We start from the raw sequence: 17557 nt of genomic DNA on the forward strand, positions 1-17557 counted from the left end.
GAGGCGGCGCCCGCACGGGGCCCCGTCACGCCCGCCCCGGCCCCGGCGGAGCGCACCCCGGACGCTCCCCGGGCCGCCGCCCCGGACCCCGCCCCGGACCCCGCCCCGGCCCTCACCGCTTCCGCCCGCGACGACGGCGCCGAACTCGTCGTCCTGGACGGAGGGATCGGCCTGATCAGGATGAACTCACCCATGTTCACCGAGCGGTTGCTGGGCGACCTGCGCGCGGCCTTCGACGCGGTCGCGGTGCGCACGGACGTCAAAGCGGTCGTCATCACGGGCTCCGACGGCGTGTTCAGCATGGGCGGCACCGCCGAGGCACTGGAGACACTGGCCGACGGCGAGGGACGCTTCACCGACCAGGCCTTCGTGTACGAGGGGCTGCTGCGCTGCGACCGCCCCGTGGTCGCCGCGATCGACGGGCACGCCTCCGGAGGCGGCCTGGCCTTCGGGCTGTACGCCGACGTGGTGCTGTTGGCCGAGGAGAGCGTCTACAGTGCCAACTTCGTCGCGTACGGCTTCACCCCCGGCATGGGGGCCACCTACGTCCTGGAACGCCGGTTCGGCTCGGCCCTCGCGGACGAGATGATGCTCACGGGCAGGCCCGTGTCCGGCGCCGAACTGCACCGCCACGGTGCCATGGTGACGGTCCTGCCGCGCGGTGAGGTGCTGCCGGCGGCGCTGGACCGCGCCCGCGCGCTCGCCGCCCGGCCGGAGGGAGCCGTACGCCGTCTCAAGCGGGAACTGGCCGGCCGGGTGCTGGCCCGGCTGGACGAGGTGGTCGGGCGCGAGGTCCGGATGCACGAGGAGGTGCTCGGCAGCGGCGCCCGCGACCGGGTCAGGGGTCACTTCGCCCGCGTGGCGGCGTTCGGGAGGCCGGGGGACACCACGGCGAGGACTCCCGGCCCCGCGCTCCCACCCGAGCCCTCGGTGGCGTCGGCGGGGGAGGCCGCGCCGGAGGCCGTCGCCGGGCCCTCCGAGGCCGAGGTGCGCGCGGACGTCGTCGCGTCCCTGGTGCAAGTCCTCTATCTGCGGCCGGAGGAGATCGACGACGAGCGGACCTTCGCCGAGATGGGACTGGACTCGATCGGCGCCGTCGAGGTCGTCCGCCACCTCAACGAACGGTACGGCGCCGGTCTGGAGGCCGTCGCGGTCTACGACCACCCGACCGTGCCGGCGATGACCAAGGCCCTCCTGAGCGCCCGCCGGCGGACTGCGGCCCTCCACCGCGCGGCCCTCGAACCGGCGGCGCGGGCCGAGGACGACAGCCGCGACACCGGCACCGGCACCGGCATCGACACCGGCACCAGCGCCGGAGGCACCGCCCACGGTCCCACCCCCGCGCCGGAACCCGCCCCGCCGACCCCCCGGTATCGCGGCCGGTGCCCCCGGCGCCCAGACCGCCGTACCGACCACGTCCACCACGCCTGCCGGCACGGTGACCCTGCGACCGGTGCCCCGTCGTTCCCCGGCCGGGACCAAGGCCGTACCCGGCGAGGAGGAGCGGAGCCCCGACCCGGAACCCGAACCGGCCGGCCCACCGGACGGACCGGACGTCGCCCGCGCCGACATCGCGGTGATCGGCATGTCCGGCCGTTTCCCCGGCGCCGACGACCTCGACACCTTCTGGCGGAACCTGGAGGCCGGGCGGAGCGAGATCGCCGAAGTGCCCCCGGAGCGCTGGTGCGTGGACCGCTGGTACGACCCGGACCGGTCCGTCGCCGACCGCACCGACAGCAAGTGGGCGGCGCTGGTGCGCGGAGCGGACGAGTTCGACCCCGCGTTCTTCCGGCTCTCGCCGCTGGAGGCGGAGGCCATGGACCCGCAGCAGCGCCTCTTCCTCCAGGAGGCGTGGAGGGCGTTGGAGGACGCCGGTCACGGCGCCGGCGGGACCGACCGGCCGACCGAACGCGGCACCCGGGACTGCGGCGTGTTCGTCGGCTGCGGCGCAGGAGACTACGCGGACCTCCTCGCGGCGGCCGGACAGGCCGACACCGGGCACGCCTTCCTCGGCTCCTCGCCGTCCGTGCTCGCCTCCCGCATCTCCTACTTCCTCGACCTGACCGGCCCCACCCTCGCCGTCGACACCGCGTGCTCCTCCTCCCTCACCGCCGTCCACCTGGCCTGCGAGAGCCTGCGCCGCGGCGAGTGCCGTACCGCCCTCGCGGGCGGCGTCGCCCTGATGTTCACCCCGCGACTGCACATCCGCTGCAGCAACGCCGGAATGCTGTCCCCCTCCGGCACCAGCGCCCCCTTCGACGCGCGGGCCGACGGCATCGTGCTCGGCGAGGGCGTCGGCGTGGTCGTACTGAAGCCGCTGGCACGGGCAGTGGCCGACGGCGACCACATCCACGGCGTCATCAAGGCCACCGGCGTGAACGGCGACGGCCGGACCAACGGCATGACCGCGCCCAGCGCCGCCGCCCAGACCGAACTCCTGCGCCGCGTCCACCGCGCGGCCGGCGTCACCGCCGCGGACATCGGCTACGTCGAGGCCCACGGCACCGGCACCCCGCTCGGCGACCCGATCGAGGTGAAGGCACTCCAGGACGCGTTCCGCCCCGACGGCCCCGACGGCCCCGACGGCCCCGACGGCCCCGACGGCCCCGACCGCGCCGCTCCCGCCGCGCCGACCGTGCTCGGCTCGGTGAAGGCCAACATCGGGCACACCACCATGGCCGCCGGCATCGCGGGCCTGCTGAAGGTCCTGCTGGCGCTGCGGCACCGCCGGATCCCCCCGACCCCGCACTTCAGCGAGGCCAACCCGGAGATCGACCTGTCCCGGGGCCCCTTCCGCGTGCTCACCGGCGCCGCCGACTGGCACCCCGGCCCGCGCGGCACCCGGATCGCCACGCTCAGCAGCTTCGGATTCAGCGGCACCAACGCGCACGCCGTCATCGCCGAGGCGCCGCCCCGGCCACCCGCCCCCGCCGAGGCCGCCGAGAGCGGCCGGGCCCGTCTGATCCCGGTCTCGGCACGCGACGGGAACGCCCTGGGCCGGGCCCTGACCGGGCTCGCCGACGCCCTCGAGACCGAGGACGCGCCCGCCCTCGCCGACGTCGCACTCACCCTCGGCACCGGCCGCACCCACTTCCCGCTGCGTGCCGCGTTGGTCGTCCGGGACCGGGCCGAACTCGTCCGCGCGCTCCGCGACGCCGCCGCGTGTCGCGAGGTGCCGTACGTGTACGCACCGGAGACCGCCGAGCCCGCTCTCCGGGCCCTCGCCGAGACGTACGCGCACGGCGGGCCCGTCGACTGGGCGGCCCTGAACCCCCGTGGCGCCGCGCGCCGGGTTCCGCTGCCCACCTACCCCTTCGCCCGTCACCGGCACTGGCTGCCCGGCGCCGGGCCGGACACCGGCGCACCCCGCCGCTCCGAGGACGCCCCCGGCACGCTGACCCAGGCCCTCGACCCGCGCGACCGCGTCGTGGCCGACCACCGGCTCGCCGGGCGGCCCGTGCTTCCCGGCGTCGCCGGTCTCTCGCTCGCCGTACGCGCCGCCGCCCGGCACGGGATCACCGGGGCCGTCCGCGTCTCCCGGGTGCAGTGGCTGCGCCCGGTGGAGGCAGGCGCCGTACGTGACGTCCGGGTCACGACGAAGGAGGACCCGGCGGGCGGAGTGGCCTTCGAGCTGACGGCCGCCGACGGCGCACGGGTTCCGTGCGTCCGGGGCCGCGTGGAGCCGCTCACCGGCGAAGACACCCCGGAGGGCCCGCTCCCCGTCGAGGCGGTGCGCGAACGCTGCCCGTCCTGGCACCCGGGGAAGGACCTCTACGCCGCCTTCGCCGCCGGAGACCTCGCGTACGGGCCCGCCTACCAGGCGCTGGAGGGCGTCTGGGCGGGTACCGACGAGGCGCTCGGCGTGCTGCGGGCCCCGGACACGCCCGTGGGAGAGGAGGCGTCCTGGCCGCTCGACCCGGCCGTCCTGGACGCGGCCCTCCAGACGCTGACCGTGCTGGTCCGCGACGCCGGCGACGGACCGCTCGTCCCCTTCGCGCTGCGGGCCCTGGAGGTACGGGCCCCGCTGCCGGCCCACGGCCACGCGCACGCGGTACGGGACGGCGCCACCTTCACGGTACGGGTGACCGATTCCGGGGGCCGGGTGTGCGCGTCTTTCCTGGGAGTGGCGCTGCGACCGCTGCCGACGGCGGACGACGAGCGGGAACCGGCGGCCGACGAGCGGGAACCGGCGGCCGGACGACCCGAGACCGTGGTCCTCGTCCCGCGGCTGAGGGAGGCCGGCCCGCCGGACCGGGGGGCACTCCCGGACGAGGGGACGACCTGGGTGTTCCACACGCCCGCCGCCCGGCCGCTCGCCGGGGTCCTTGCGGACGCGGGGCGGCCGGTGACCACCGTCGACCTCCCGGCCACCGACGGCACCGCGTCCCTCGCGGTGCCCGACGGGATGCCGGACACGGTCTACTGGCTCGCCCTGCACGACCCCGCCGAGCCGGTGCCCGTACCGGGTCCGGACCCGGCGACCCTCGGCCTGTTCCGGCTGCTGAAGACACTGCTCGGGCGCGGAGCCGGCAGCCGGCGGCTCACCCTGAAGGTGGCACTGTCCGGTGCCGTCGCCGACGAGGAGCGGGGGCCCGTCCAGCCGCACAGCGCCGGTCTTATCGGACTGACGCGGTCGGCCGCCGCCGAGTACCCCAAGTGGCGCGCGGGCTGCGTCGACCTGACCCCGGAGCCGCCCGCACCGGGCGAGTCGGCGGACCTGCTGCTGGCCGAGCCCTGCACGGAACCCCTCGTCGTCCTGCGGGGCACCCGTCGGCTGGTGCGCGACCTGGCCCCGCTGCCGGTCCCGCGCCCGGCCGGGCCGGGGAAGGCGCTCCGGGACGACGGCGCGTACCTCGTGATCGGCGGTACGGGCGGCATCGGCACCGCGCTCGCCCGCCACCTGGCCCGGCACCACCGTGCGCGGCTGGTGCTGGTCGGCCGCCGTCCGCAGGACGAGTCCGTGCGGGCGCTGCTCGCCGAACTCGACGCGCTGGGCGGGCAAGCCGCGTATGTGCGCGGCGACGTGGCCGAACCGGCCGACGCCCGGCGGATCGTCGCCGAGGCACGGGAGCGGACGGGCCGGGTCGACGGTGTCTTCCACAGCGCGCTGGTGCTGCGCGACCGCACGCTGGCCGCCATGGACGAGGACACCTTCCTGGACGTGCTGGCGGCGAAGACGAGCGGCCTGACGGCGCTGGCCGCCGCGCTCGACGACGAGCCGCCGGGTTTCCTGGTCTGCTTCTCCTCGGCGATCTCCTTCACCGACGCACCGGGACAGGCCAACTACGCCGCGGCCAGCACCTTCGAGGACGCCTTCGCCGGGTACCTGCGCGAGCGCTCCTTCCCCGCCTCGGTGATCAACTGGGGTTTCTGGGGAAGCGTCGGGGTGGTCGCGCAGCAGCGTCGCGTCGAGCGGTTCGCCGAGCTGGGCATCGGCTCACTGGACCCCGCCGAGGGCATCGACGCGCTCACCCGCGCCCTCCGGGCGGATCTCGCCCAGGCGGTTGTCGTGAAGGCCGACCGGCGGGGACTCGCCCTCCTCGGCGCCGCACCCGACGGCACCCCGGACACCCTGGCCCGGGCCCGCGCCGGGTTCGCCGAACTGGAGCGGGTCGCGGCGAGCCTGCTGCGCGCCCGGCTGCCCGGAGCCGACGGCGATCCCGACACCGTCCTGGCCCGGTGGAGCGGCCGGCATCCCGAGAGCGGAGCCGGTGAGCGGCTGCTGCGGGCCGTGGTGGACCTGCTGCGGCGCTCCGGGCCCGGGGGTCCCTCCGCGCAGGAGGTGATCGCCCGTCATCCCGCGATGCGCCCGCACGTCACCCTGCTGCGGCGCTGCGTCGAAGCCCTGCCCGAGGTGCTCGACGGCTCCCGGCCGCCCACGGACGTGCTCTTCCCGGACGGATCGGTGGACCTGGTCGAATCCGTCTACCGGGGCCAGCCGTTGTCCGACCACCACCACCGGCTCATGGCGGCCCAGACCCTGGCCGCCCTGAAACGCCACCGTTCGGCCGACGGCGGGCGTCCGTTGCGGATCCTTGAGATCGGCGCGGGCACGGGCGCCGGGACGGCGTTCGTCCTCGACGCCCTCGACGCCGCCCTTGAAGAAGCCCCGCATGGCACGGACGGCACGGGCGGCCCCCCACCGGTGTCGTACACCTACACGGACGTCTCCTCCGCCTTCCTCGCGCACGGCGAGCGGGAGTTCGGACCCGGCAGGCCCTACCTGTCCTTCCGGATCCTCGACATCGAACGCCCGCCCGCGACGCAGGACTTCACCCCGCACGGCTACGACCTGGTCCTCGCCACCAACGTGCTGCACGCCACCGCCGACATCGGGCGGACCCTGGCCCATGTGCGCGAACTGCTGGCCCCCGGCGGCACCCTGCTGGTCAACGAGGTCACGCGGGCCTCGGACTTCCTCACCCTCACCTTCGGACTGACCCCCGGCTGGTGGGTGTTCCGGGACGCGGAGCGCAGGCTCCCGCACACACCCCTGCTGGGGCCGGACCAGTGGCACCGGGCGCTGACCGCCGGCGGATTCGGGCCGGTCCGGACCCTCGGTGTGCCGGACGCCCCCGTCGAGCGCCTGGACCAGTGCGTGTTCGTGGCCCGGACGGCTCCCGAGCCCGTCGCCCCCGAGGCCGCACCCGACGGCGCCCGGGTCCGCGCGTACGTGCGTGACGTCTTCGCCGAGGTGCTGAAGTTCGACCCCGGTGCGCTGGCCGACGAGGTCACCTTCGACAACTACGGGGTCGACTCACTGGTCAGCCTGCGCATCGTCAGCCGCTTCGAGGAGGACTTCGGAGAACTGCCCGCGACGCTGCTCTTCGAGCGGCTGACGATCGCGCGGCTGGCCGACTACTTCGCCGAGGAACACCCCGCGGCCGTCGCCGGGCTGCTCGCCCGCGGAGACGCGCGCCCGGAGACACCCGTGGCCGCCGAGACACCGGCCCCGGACCCCGGGCCACTGCCGGGCCCGGCCGCGTCCGGGGACATCGCCGTGATCGGGGTCGGCGGCCGCTACCCGGGCGCACCCGACCTGGACACGTTCTGGCACAACATCGCCGCCGGCACGGCCTCGTTCAGCGAGGTGCCGGCCGAACGCTGGGACTGGCGGCCGACGTTCGACGCCCGGCGCGGCACGCCCCAGCACACCTACAGCCGATGGGGCGCCTTCCTGGACGGCATCGACCGGTTCGACCCCGCGTTCTTCGGCATCCTGGGCCGCGACGCGGCACACATCGACCCGCAGGAACGGCTGTTCCTGGAGACCGCCTGGAACCTGCTGGAGGAGAACGGCCACCTCGGTCCGGACACCCACGACCCGGACACCGGTGTCTTCGTCGGAGTCATGTACGGCACCTACGGACAGCTCGCGGCCACCGGCTGGCCCCGGGGCCGCCTGTCCGGCGCGCACTCGGCCCACTGGTCGGTCGCCAACCGGGTGTCGTACTTCTTCGACTTCCAGGGCCCGAGCCTCTCCGTCGACAGCGCCTGCTCGTCCTCGCTCACCGCCGTCCACCTGGCCTGCGAGAGCCTGCGGCGCGGCGAGTGCCGTACCGCCTTGGCGGGCGGAGTGAGCCTCATCCTGCACCCCGCCCACCATGTGTCGCTGAGCGCCCTCAACATGCTGTCCGCCGACGGCAGGTGCAAGGTGTTCGACGCCGACGCCGACGGGTTCGTGCCCGGAGAGGGCGTCGGCGCCGTCCTGCTCAAACCGCTCGACCGCGCCGTCGCCGACGGCGACCGGATCTGGGCGGTGATCAAGGGCGGCGCCATGAACGCCGGCGGCAGGACCGGCGGCTACACCGTCCCCAACCCCAACGCGCAGGCCGCCCTCGTCCGCCGTGTCCTGGAGCGCACCGGCGTGCCGCCCGAAACCGTGTCGTACGTCGAGTGCCACGGCACCGGTACCTCCCTCGGCGACCCGATCGAGATCGCGGCACTCGGCAAGGCGTTCGGCGCGGCCCCCCGCCCGGCTCCCTGCGCGGTCGGCTCGGTCAAGTCCAACATCGGGCACCTCGAAGGCGCGGCGGGCATCGCCGGACTGACCAAGCTGCTGCTCCAGCTGCGGCACCGTCGCCTCGCGCCCTGCGTCAACCTCGACACCCCCAACCCCAGGATCGATTTCGCCACCGCGGCCCTGGAACCGGTCACGACGCTCACCGACTGGCCCGCCTCGCCCGACGGGACTCCCCGCCGGGCCGGCGTCAGTTCCTTCGGCGCGGGCGGCGCCAACACCCATCTGATCCTGGAGGAGTACCTCCAACCGGACACGACCGCTCCCGAGGCCACCGGACCGCAGCTCTTCCTGCTGTCGGCGCGGTCCACCGAACGCCTTCGCGTCTACGCCCGCCGCGTGGCCGACCACCTCGCGGGTCCGGACGGCACCGGGACGGCCCTCGCCGCGCTCGCCCGGACCAGCCAGACCGGCCGCCGCCACTTCCCGGAACGGCTGGCGGTCGTCTGCGCCGACACCGACCGGCTCGCCGTCCTGCTGCGCTCCTTCGCCGACACCGGCCGTGCCGAGATCCCCGGCCTCGTCGTCGGCAGGGCCGCCCCGGGCCGGGGCGAGCGGCGCCACGGGCCCGGCTCCGCCCTGCTGCGCGACGCCCGTGGCACCGATCCGGCGCAGGCCCTCGCGCGGCTCGGTGGACGCTGGGCCAGCGGTGACGACGTCGACTGGGCCGCGCTGTGGGAGGGGAGCGCGGTACGGCGGGTGCCGTATCCCACGTACCCCTTCGACCGGACCCGGCACTGGCTCGACACGGGCGTGGCGGACCCGACCATGGGAGGCACCACCACGCGGGATCCGGTCCAGGAAGCGGCCGGGACGCCGCGACCCCCGTCCCGGGAAGACGGGTCCGGCGCCCTGCACCGCCTCGTTCCCACCCTGGAGCCCTGCCCTCGGGACGCATCCGTGCCGGTCGATCCGCCCCGCCGGGTCCTGCTGCTCGGGCCGGACTCCCGCGTCCGCCGCGCCCTGGCCGAGGAGTTCGACCGCCGAGGCGCCCACTGCCTCGCGGCGAGCGCGGGCGAACCGGGAGCGGACGGCGCCGTGCCGGCCACCCCCGACGCCCTGCGCCGGTTCGTGCACGACCTGGCCGAACGCGACCTGCTGCCCGACACGCTCGTCCTGGTCTGCCCGCCGGAGGCCGGACCGCCCGGGCCCGGCACCGTCGCCGACGACCTCGACCGCGGCCCCCACCCGCTCCTGTGGACGGCGGCGGCCCTGCTCGCCCGCGACCGCCGGGTGCGGCTGCGTACGGCCGTCGCCCACGGGCCGGCCGCGCGGCAACCGCAGTTCTCCGCGACCGGCGCCCTGCTCAAGTCGCTCGCGCTGGAGCACAGCGGCTGCACCGGGGTGACCCTCGGCTTCGAGACGTACGAGGACGCGGCGGCCGACACCGCCACGGCGGCCCGGTTCGCCGAAGCCGTCGCCGACGAACTGGAGCACTGCGGCGACGGTGTCACCGAAGTCGTCCACGACCGCGACGGGCGGCGGCACCTGCGCCGCCTCACCGAGCGGCCGGTGCCGACCCAGGCCGCCGACGCGCCGCTGCCCGTCCGGGCCGGCGGCACCTACCTCGTCACCGGCGGCGCGGGCGCCCTCGGCCGGATCCTCGGCGGGCTCCTCGCCGACACCGCCCCCGTCAACCTGGTGCTCGCCGGGCGCTCACCGCTCGACGACGACATCGAGCGGCGCACGGCCGAGCTGTGGCGCGGCGGCAGCACCGTCTGGTACAGGCGGACCGACCTCTCCTCCGCGACGGACGTCGCCGGCCTGGTCGCCGACATCCGCGGCCGTTACGGCACGCTGAACGGCATCGTGCACGCGGCCGGAGTGCACCGCGACGCCCGCGCCGTGGTCAAGACCGCCGCCGAATCGGCCGAGGTACTCGGTCCCAAGGTGGCCGGCACGGTGCTGCTGGACCACGCCACCCGCGACGAGGACCTCGACTTCTACGTCCTGTGCGCCTCCCTGGTGGGGGAGACCGGCAACCTCGGACAGACCGACTACGCCTACGCCAACGCCTTCCAGCTGGACTTCGCCGAGGGCAGGGAGCGGCTGCGCGCACACGGCGAGCGCCCGGGGCGGACCGTGGCGATCGGGTGGCCGCTGTGGGAGGACGGCGGCATGGACGTCGACGACGCCACCCGCAGGCTCTTCGCCCAGCTCTGGTCGATGGCACCGCTGCGCACCGGCACCGGCCTCGCCGCCTTCCGCGCCGCCCTGACCGGCACCGATACGCGGTGGCTGCCCGTGGAGCGCCTGCCCGTGGAGCGGACGCCGGTGGAGCGGACACCCGTGCCCCGGTCCCCGGCCACGCACCCGGTCACGCACCCGACCACTCCGGCCGAGCCGTCCGCCGGGTACGAGAGGGAGGTACGTACGGACACCACGAGCGGCGCCCGGCATCCGGGCGCCGATGCCCCGAACGAGGCGGTGAGGCGCCGACTGCGCGCCTTCACGGCGGAGTTCCTGCTGGTCGACCCGGACGAGGTGGACACCGCCGCCGAACTGATGGACCTCGGCTTCGACTCGATCTCGCTGAGCGAGCTGATCGTCCGCGTCAACGACCACTACGGCCTGGAACTGCTGCCGACCGTACTGTTCGAACACCCCACGCTGAACGACGTGGCCGTCCACCTCAGCCGCGAGCACCCGGCGGAGGTGAGCGCCGTGGACCCGGACCCGGAGCCGGCCTCGGCCCCGGCCGTGGACCCGGTACCGGCACCCGCGGCGCCCGCGGCATCCCGGCCCACCGCGGTGGTCCGGGACGACCCGGAGCCCGTCGCCCCGGTGCGGTCCCCGGCGTCGGCTCCCGCGAGCCGTCGCCGGGACGTGGCCGTGATCGGTATGGCGGGGCGGCTTCCGGGGTCGCCGGACCTGGACGCCTTCTGGCGGCATCTGAGCGCCGGGGACGACCTGGTCGGGCCGGTGCCCGCGGACCGCGCCGACCTGCTGGCGGACGCCACCACGGCGGGCCTGCGCGGCGGGTTCCTCGCGGACGTGGCCGACTTCGACGCCGCGTTCTTCCGGATCTCCCCGGCCGAGGCCCGGCTGATGGACCCCCAGCACCGGCTGTTCCTGGAGACCGTCTGGCGCACCTTCGAGGACGCCGGACACCGGCCGGAGGACCGCGCGGGCACCTCGACCGGCGTCTTCGTGGGCATGGCCACCTCCGACTACGGCGAGCTGATCGCCCGGTCCGGCGCGGACCCCGAGGCCCACATGGCCACCGGAGTCGCCCGCTCCCTGGTCGCCAACCGCGTCTCCCACCTGCTCGACCTGCGCGGACCCAGCGAGACCGTCGACACGGCCTGCTCCAGTTCCCTGGTCGCCCTGCACCGCGCGGTCGGTGCCGTGGCCGGCGGCGAGTGCGACGAGGCGATCGCGGGCGGCGTCAGCCTGGCGCTGAGCCCGGGGCTGTTCCGGGTGTTCGACCAGTCCGGCATGCTGAGTCCCGCCGGACGCTGCCGCACCTTCGACAAGGACGCCGACGGATACGTCCGCGGGGAAGGGGTCGGCGCGGTCCTGCTGAAGCCGCTGGAGCGGGCCGAGGCCGACGGCGACCGTATTCTCGCCGTCGTCCGCGGCACCGCCGTCAACCACTGCGGGCGGTCGCCCTCGCTGACCGCCCCCAACCCGCGTGCCCAGGCCGACGTCGTGGTCCGCGCCCACCGTGCCGCCGGAGTCTCCCCGGCCACCGTCACCTACATCGAGACCCACGGCACCGGCACCCGGCTCGGCGACCCGATCGAGACCGAGGGCCTCAAGGACGCCTTCACCCGCCTGTACGGCGACGCGGGCGAACCCGTGCCCGCCGATCCGCACATCACGCTCGGCTCGGTGAAGACCAACATCGGCCACCTGGAGGCGGCGGCCGGGATCGCCGGGCTGCTCAAGGTGCTGCTCGCCCTGTGGCACCGCACCCTCCCCGCCCATCTGCACCTGCGGGAGACGAACCCCTACCTCCGGCTGGACGGCACACCGTTCCGTATCGGTACCACCACCACCCCGTGGGAGGGGGCCAAGGACGAGCACGGCCGCCCCACCTGGCGGGCGGGGGTCAGCTCGTTCGGCTTCGGCGGCACCAACGCCCATGCCGTCCTGGAGGCCTGGACGCCACCCGACGACGCACCCCGGCCGGCCGGACGCGCCCAGGCGTTGCCGAGGGCCGAGTTCCAGCCGCGCCGCCACTGGTTCAGCACCCCGACCGCACCCCGGCCGGCGAGGACGGAGTCCCTCATGCCGCACCCCGAACAGGCAGCCACGACCACACCTCCGCAGCAGGACGCGAATCCCGCACCCGCCACCCGCCCCCGGGTACGGCTCCAACCCCTCGGCGCGACCGCACCGGCCGTCCCCGAGGAGGCCGCCCCCGAGGAGGCCGCCCCCGAAGAGGCCACCCCCGCGGAGACCGCTTCGGACGAAGCCGCTCCCGTCCGGCCGACCCCGCAGACCCGCGTCGAGCGCCCCGCCGAAGCGGACACCGCGCCCCCGGCGGCACCCGCGACCGGAGACGCCGGGCCCTCCCTGACGGAGATCCGCGCCACCGTACGCGGCCTGGTCGCCGACGTCCTCGGCCTGTCCGCCGCCGACCTCGCCCACGACACGCCCTTCGCCGACCTCGGCCTGGACTCCATCTTCCGCATGGACGTGGCCCGTGCCCTCAACGACCGGCACGGCCTCGACCTCCAGGGCGCCGAGCTGTACGAGCACGACACCATCGCCGCCCTCGCGGACCACGTGCTGACGGCCGTCGCCACGGGCGCGCCCCGACCGGCACCGCGTGAGATCCCGCCGCCGCCCGCACCGGACGGCCGCGACGACGCCCGCGACGCCCTGCGCCAGGTGCTGGAACACGCCCTCGGCCGACCCTTCGATCCGACGGTCACCTTCGAGGACAACGGCTTCACCTCCTTCGACATGCTCCGCGGTGTCAGTGCCCTGGAGGCCGGCCTCGGCGCCCTGCCCAAGGCCCTGCTCTTCGAGCGGCCCACCCTCGACCGGCTCACCGACTCCCTGTGCGAGACTCACGGCGAGCAGGCCGTCGCCCGGGTCCGGCCACCTGCCCCGCAGGAGACCCCGGCACCCGCTCCCGGCCCCGCCACCGGGGCCAGGACGCTCACCCGTACCGAGGCCGCCGCCGACCCCGAACTCGGCCCGGTCGTGGCGGAGTTGGAGCGGCGGTACGGCAAGGAGAGCGGGCTCGGCGGCCGTGACATCGCCCCGCACCTCTTCGTGGGCGCCGAACGCCGCGGCCTCTTCGCCCTGTCCAAGCGGGACCGGACCCTGCTCGTGTGGAACTACACCGGCCCCGAGGACCACTTCGCCGAGCTGGCGGCCGAGTACTTCGAGCACGCCCGGCGCACCGGCCTGCGACCCAATCTGCTGTCCCTGGTCCGCCTGGCGGAGGTGGGCGGGGAGCCCGTCACCGCGACCCCCTTCGGGGCGCTCCAGCGCATCGAGGACCTCGGCTCCTTCACGCTGTCCGGCGGCCGGATGAGCCGGCTGCGGTACATGGTCAAGCGGTTCGAGAAGGCCGGTGCCTGCCGTACGGTCGAGTACCGCAGCGGCGACGACCCGGCCGTGGACGCGGAGCTGGCCGCGCTCGTGGACGGCTGGGCGGCGACCAAGCAGATGGTCAACCCCTATGTGCGGCGGGTGCGCGGGGAACTGGCCGGCGGCAGGCTCGACGAGCGTCACCGGCTGTTCCTGACGTATCTGGACGATGCCCTGGTGAACGCCGTCGTCGTCACCCGGATCCCGTCCGAGAACGGTTACCTGCTCGACGTCGAGTTCTACCCCGGCCACATGCCGCTCGGCGGGCTGGAGTTCGCGCTCGTGCGGATCCTGGAGCGACTGCGCGAGGAGGGCTGCGAGGTCTTCAGCTTCGGCGCCAGTTTCGGCGGCGAGCCGGGCACCTCGCCCAACGCGTCCGAGTCCGCCGTACGCGCCCTTTCGGAGCTGCGGGACGCCGGCATCTTCGGTGGCGGCAACTACCAGTTCAAGAACAAGTTCCGGCCCGAGAACCGGACCCTGTACCTGGTGCAGCCCGAGGGCGACGGGGCCAGCGAGGTCGGCGACGTCATCCTGATGATCGCCGACCCGGCGGCACCCGCGGCCGCCGCCCCCGCACCGCGCGGACCCGACCCCGACCTGGCGCCGCGCGCGGCCCGGCTGTCCGCGCACGGCCACAACCCCGTCCGGCTGCCGCACCTGGCCGTCGAACTGGACCTGATCACGGACTCCTGGGCGGACCGTGCCGATCCCTGGCAGCGTGACAGGAACCGGGCGCTGGGCGAACTGGCCGACGCCGCCGGGGTCACCGGGGAGGAGCCGCCGGCCGTGCCCTGGCTGCCGTTCGCCCACCGGTTCTTCGCGGCGTCCGGCCGTGCGGCCGAGGAGCGGGTGTGCCGGGCCTGGCCGGGGCCGCGCGGCCGGGTCCTGCACGCCTCGGCCTTCCCGACCTGGCTCGGCGCGCTGACGGAACACGGCTTCGACCCGTCGGTCGCGCTGCCCGTCGTGGGCGAGGGCCCCTGCGCGGCGGACCTCCGGCTCACCGCACTGGAGGACGCGCTGGACCGGTACGCCGGGCAGGTGTCCTTCGTCCTCGTGGAGACCGCCACCAACGCCCACGGAGGCGCCCCGCTCTCCCTGGAGAACCTGCGCGGCGTCGCGGAGCGCACGCGGGCCCGCGGCGTGCCGCTGCTGCTGGACGCCACCCGGCTGCTGGACAACGCTCTGCTGGTCTCCGGCGCCGACCGGGGCCGGCCGGCCCGGGACCCGTGGGAGGTGGTCCGCGAGATGCTGGGCCTCGCCCAGACGGTGACGTTCAGTCTCTCGAAGGACTTCGGGGTCGACGGCGGCGGGCTGATCGCCACCGGTGACGAACGCCTGGCCGAGCGGCTCACCGAGCGGATGCTGGAACGCGGCCGGGAACCCGGCCTGTCCGCGCGCCGGCTGCTGTCCGCCGCCCTGCTGGACCAGGAGTCCACGACGCGGCTGGTGACCGAGCGGGTGGCGAACGTGGCCGCGTTCCGGCAGCGCCTGGAGCTGGGCGGGGTACCCCTGGTACCCGGCCCCTCCGCGCACTGCGTGCTGCTCGACGTCGACAAGGCCGCCGCCGGCAGCGCGCTCCGCCACCCCGTCGCCTCCTACCTGGCCGGGATCTACGCGGCCACCGGTGTACGCGGCGGCCCCCACCTCACCCCCGGCGCCCGCCTCGCCGACGGCTCCGCACCCCAGGAACGGCACCTGATCCGGCTCGCCGTACCGCTGGGCATGGACCGCGCGACCCTGGAACGGGGCGCCGACCGGATCGCCGCGCTCGTCGCCGCCCCGGCACCGCCGCCGGACCTCACGGAGGTCACCGGCACCCCCGGGCCCGCCGCACTGCGCACCTACCACCCCACCGACGCCCTGCCCACCGACATCCGCGAGGCCCTGGAGGAGGGCCCCGCACCCGCCACCACCGCCTCCGCCAACCACGACGTGCTCAGCGAGCGGGTCCCCGGGGTGCGGCGGCACCTGCTGCCGACGGCCGACGGCACGGTGGAGGTGTTCGACTGCGGCAGCGGCCCGGCCGTACTCATGCTGCCGCCCTTCAACATCGGCGGCGGTATCTTCGCCGACCAGATGGCGGGCCTGTCGGACCGCCACCGGACACTCGTCGTCCACCACCCCGGCGTGGGCGCCACCACCACCGCGGACGACATCTCGCTGCCCGGCATCGCCGACCTGTACGCCGACGTCCTGGACCGGCTCGACGTGCGGGGCCCGGTCCATGTGGTGGGCACCTCCTTCGGCGGCCTCCTCGCCCAGAGCTTCGTCCTCGCCCATCCGGGCCGGGCCGCGTCGCTGGCCCTGGTGTGCAGCTCGTACCGCTACGCCAACCGCGTGGGCGAGGTGAACCGCCTGGCGGACCTGGTCGCCGAGGACCTGGACCGGATCGTCGCCGCCGGGGCCGAGGACGTGGCACGGCACCGCGCCGAGTACACCGAGCGGCTGCTGCGCTGCGAGAGCATGGCCCCGCACATCGGACTGCGCTACCTGGACGTCTTCGCCCAGCAGCCCGACCTGCTGGGGCGGCTCGCCGACATCGCCGTACCCACTCTCGTGGTGGCAGGCGGCGTCGACGCCGTCGTACCGCGCAAGACCTCGCACCTGATGCACGGCGCCATCCCCGACGCCCGCTACCACGAACTGCCGCTGGCCGGGCACTTCCCGACCGTCACCGACCCCGACGGGGTGACCGCCGCCCTGGCCGCCTTCCTCGCCGAACTCGGGGAGGAACGATGACCGGGTACGGCATCGAGGCCCTGGACGTGTACGCGGGCAGCGCGGCCGTCAGCGCCCGCGCGGTGTTCGACGGACGGGGCCTGGACCCGCGCCGCTTCGACAACGTCGCATCCGACCGGCGGTCGGTGGCACTGCCCTTCGAGGACCCCGTCACCCACGCCGTCAACGCCGCACGTCCCCTGCTGGAACGGATGCCGCCGGCCGACCGCGACCGGATCGAACTCCTCGTCACCACCAGCGAGTCCGGCATCGACTACAGCAAGTCCATCGCCTCCTACGTCCACGACCACCTCGGCCTGCCGCCCACCTGCCGCATGCTGGAGATGAAGCAGGCCTGCTACGCGGCCACCGGCGCACTGCAACTCGCCGTCGGCTACCTGGCCGCCGGACTCTCACCCGGCGCGAAGGTGCTCGTCGTCGCCACCGACATGTCCCTCGCCGACGAACGCGCCCAGTACGCCGAGCCGGTCACCGGCACCGGGGCCGTGGCGCTGCTCGTCGGCGACCGGCCCCGCGTTCTCACCGCCGACCTGGGCGCGTTCGGCGTGCACGCCTTCGAGACCCTGGACTCCGCCCGGCCGGGCCCCGACCTCGACATCGCGGACGCCGACCGGTCGCTCATGGCCTACCTGGAGTGCTTCTCGCGCAGCTTCGCCGACTACCGCTCCCGCGTGGAGGGCGCCGACTTCGCGACCACCTTCGACCTGCTCGCCCTGCACACCCCGTTCTCCGGCATGGTCCGGGCCGCGCACCGCAGGCTGCTGCGCGAGGTGTACGGCAGCCCCGCCGACGCCGTGGCAGCGGACTTCGAACGCCGGGTCGCGCCCTCCCTGATCCACCCCGGCCAGACCGGCAACCTCTTCTCCGGCTCGCTCTACCTGGCCCTGGCCAGCGCGCTCGACCACACCGCGCTCGACGGCCCCGCCCGCGTCGGGCTGTTCTCCTACGGTTCCGGCTGCTCCTCGGAGTTCTTCAGCGGCGTCGTCGGCCCCGAGTCGGCCGCCGCCGTCGCCGAGGCACGCATCGGGCCCCGGCTGCGGGCCCGAGCCGACCTCGACTTCGCCGAGTACACCGCGCTGCTCGCGGAGAACACCGCCTGCCTGCGACCCGTCCCGCACCGCGACATCGACCCCGGCCGCTACGACGCCCTGCTGCGCCGGGCCGTGGACCGTCCCAAGCTCCTCGCCCTGACCGGCGTGCGCGACCACCACCGCCAGTACGCGTGGATCTGACGAACCGGAGGTAGCC

General features: G+C 75.3%; 2 protein-coding genes and 1 pseudogene. All 3 read left to right on the plus strand.

Annotation, left to right across the window (positions count from 1 at the left end):
• Nucleotides 1–192: 192 nt before the first annotated feature.
• Nucleotides 193–1131 (plus strand): annotated as a pseudogene (locus tag BZZ08_RS40125) (polyketide synthase); the annotation flags it as partial.
• A gap of 322 nt (nt 1132–1453) precedes the next feature.
• Complete coding sequence (locus BZZ08_RS18520; protein ID WP_104633365.1) at nt 1454–16309, plus strand: SDR family NAD(P)-dependent oxidoreductase; 14856 nt, start codon at nt 1454–1456, stop codon at nt 16307–16309.
• The gene (locus BZZ08_RS18525; RefSeq protein ID WP_104633366.1) at nt 16306–17541 is read left to right on the plus strand and encodes a hydroxymethylglutaryl-CoA synthase family protein; all 1236 of its coding nucleotides are present in this window, start codon (nt 16306–16308) and stop codon (nt 17539–17541) included. Before BZZ08_RS18520 ends, BZZ08_RS18525 begins: the two co-directional genes overlap by 4 nt.
• Nucleotides 17542–17557 lie beyond the last annotated feature (16 nt).

The organism is Streptomyces sp. MH60, assembly GCF_002939385.1.
In the GTDB taxonomy this organism is placed as follows: domain Bacteria; phylum Actinomycetota; class Actinomycetes; order Streptomycetales; family Streptomycetaceae; genus Streptomyces.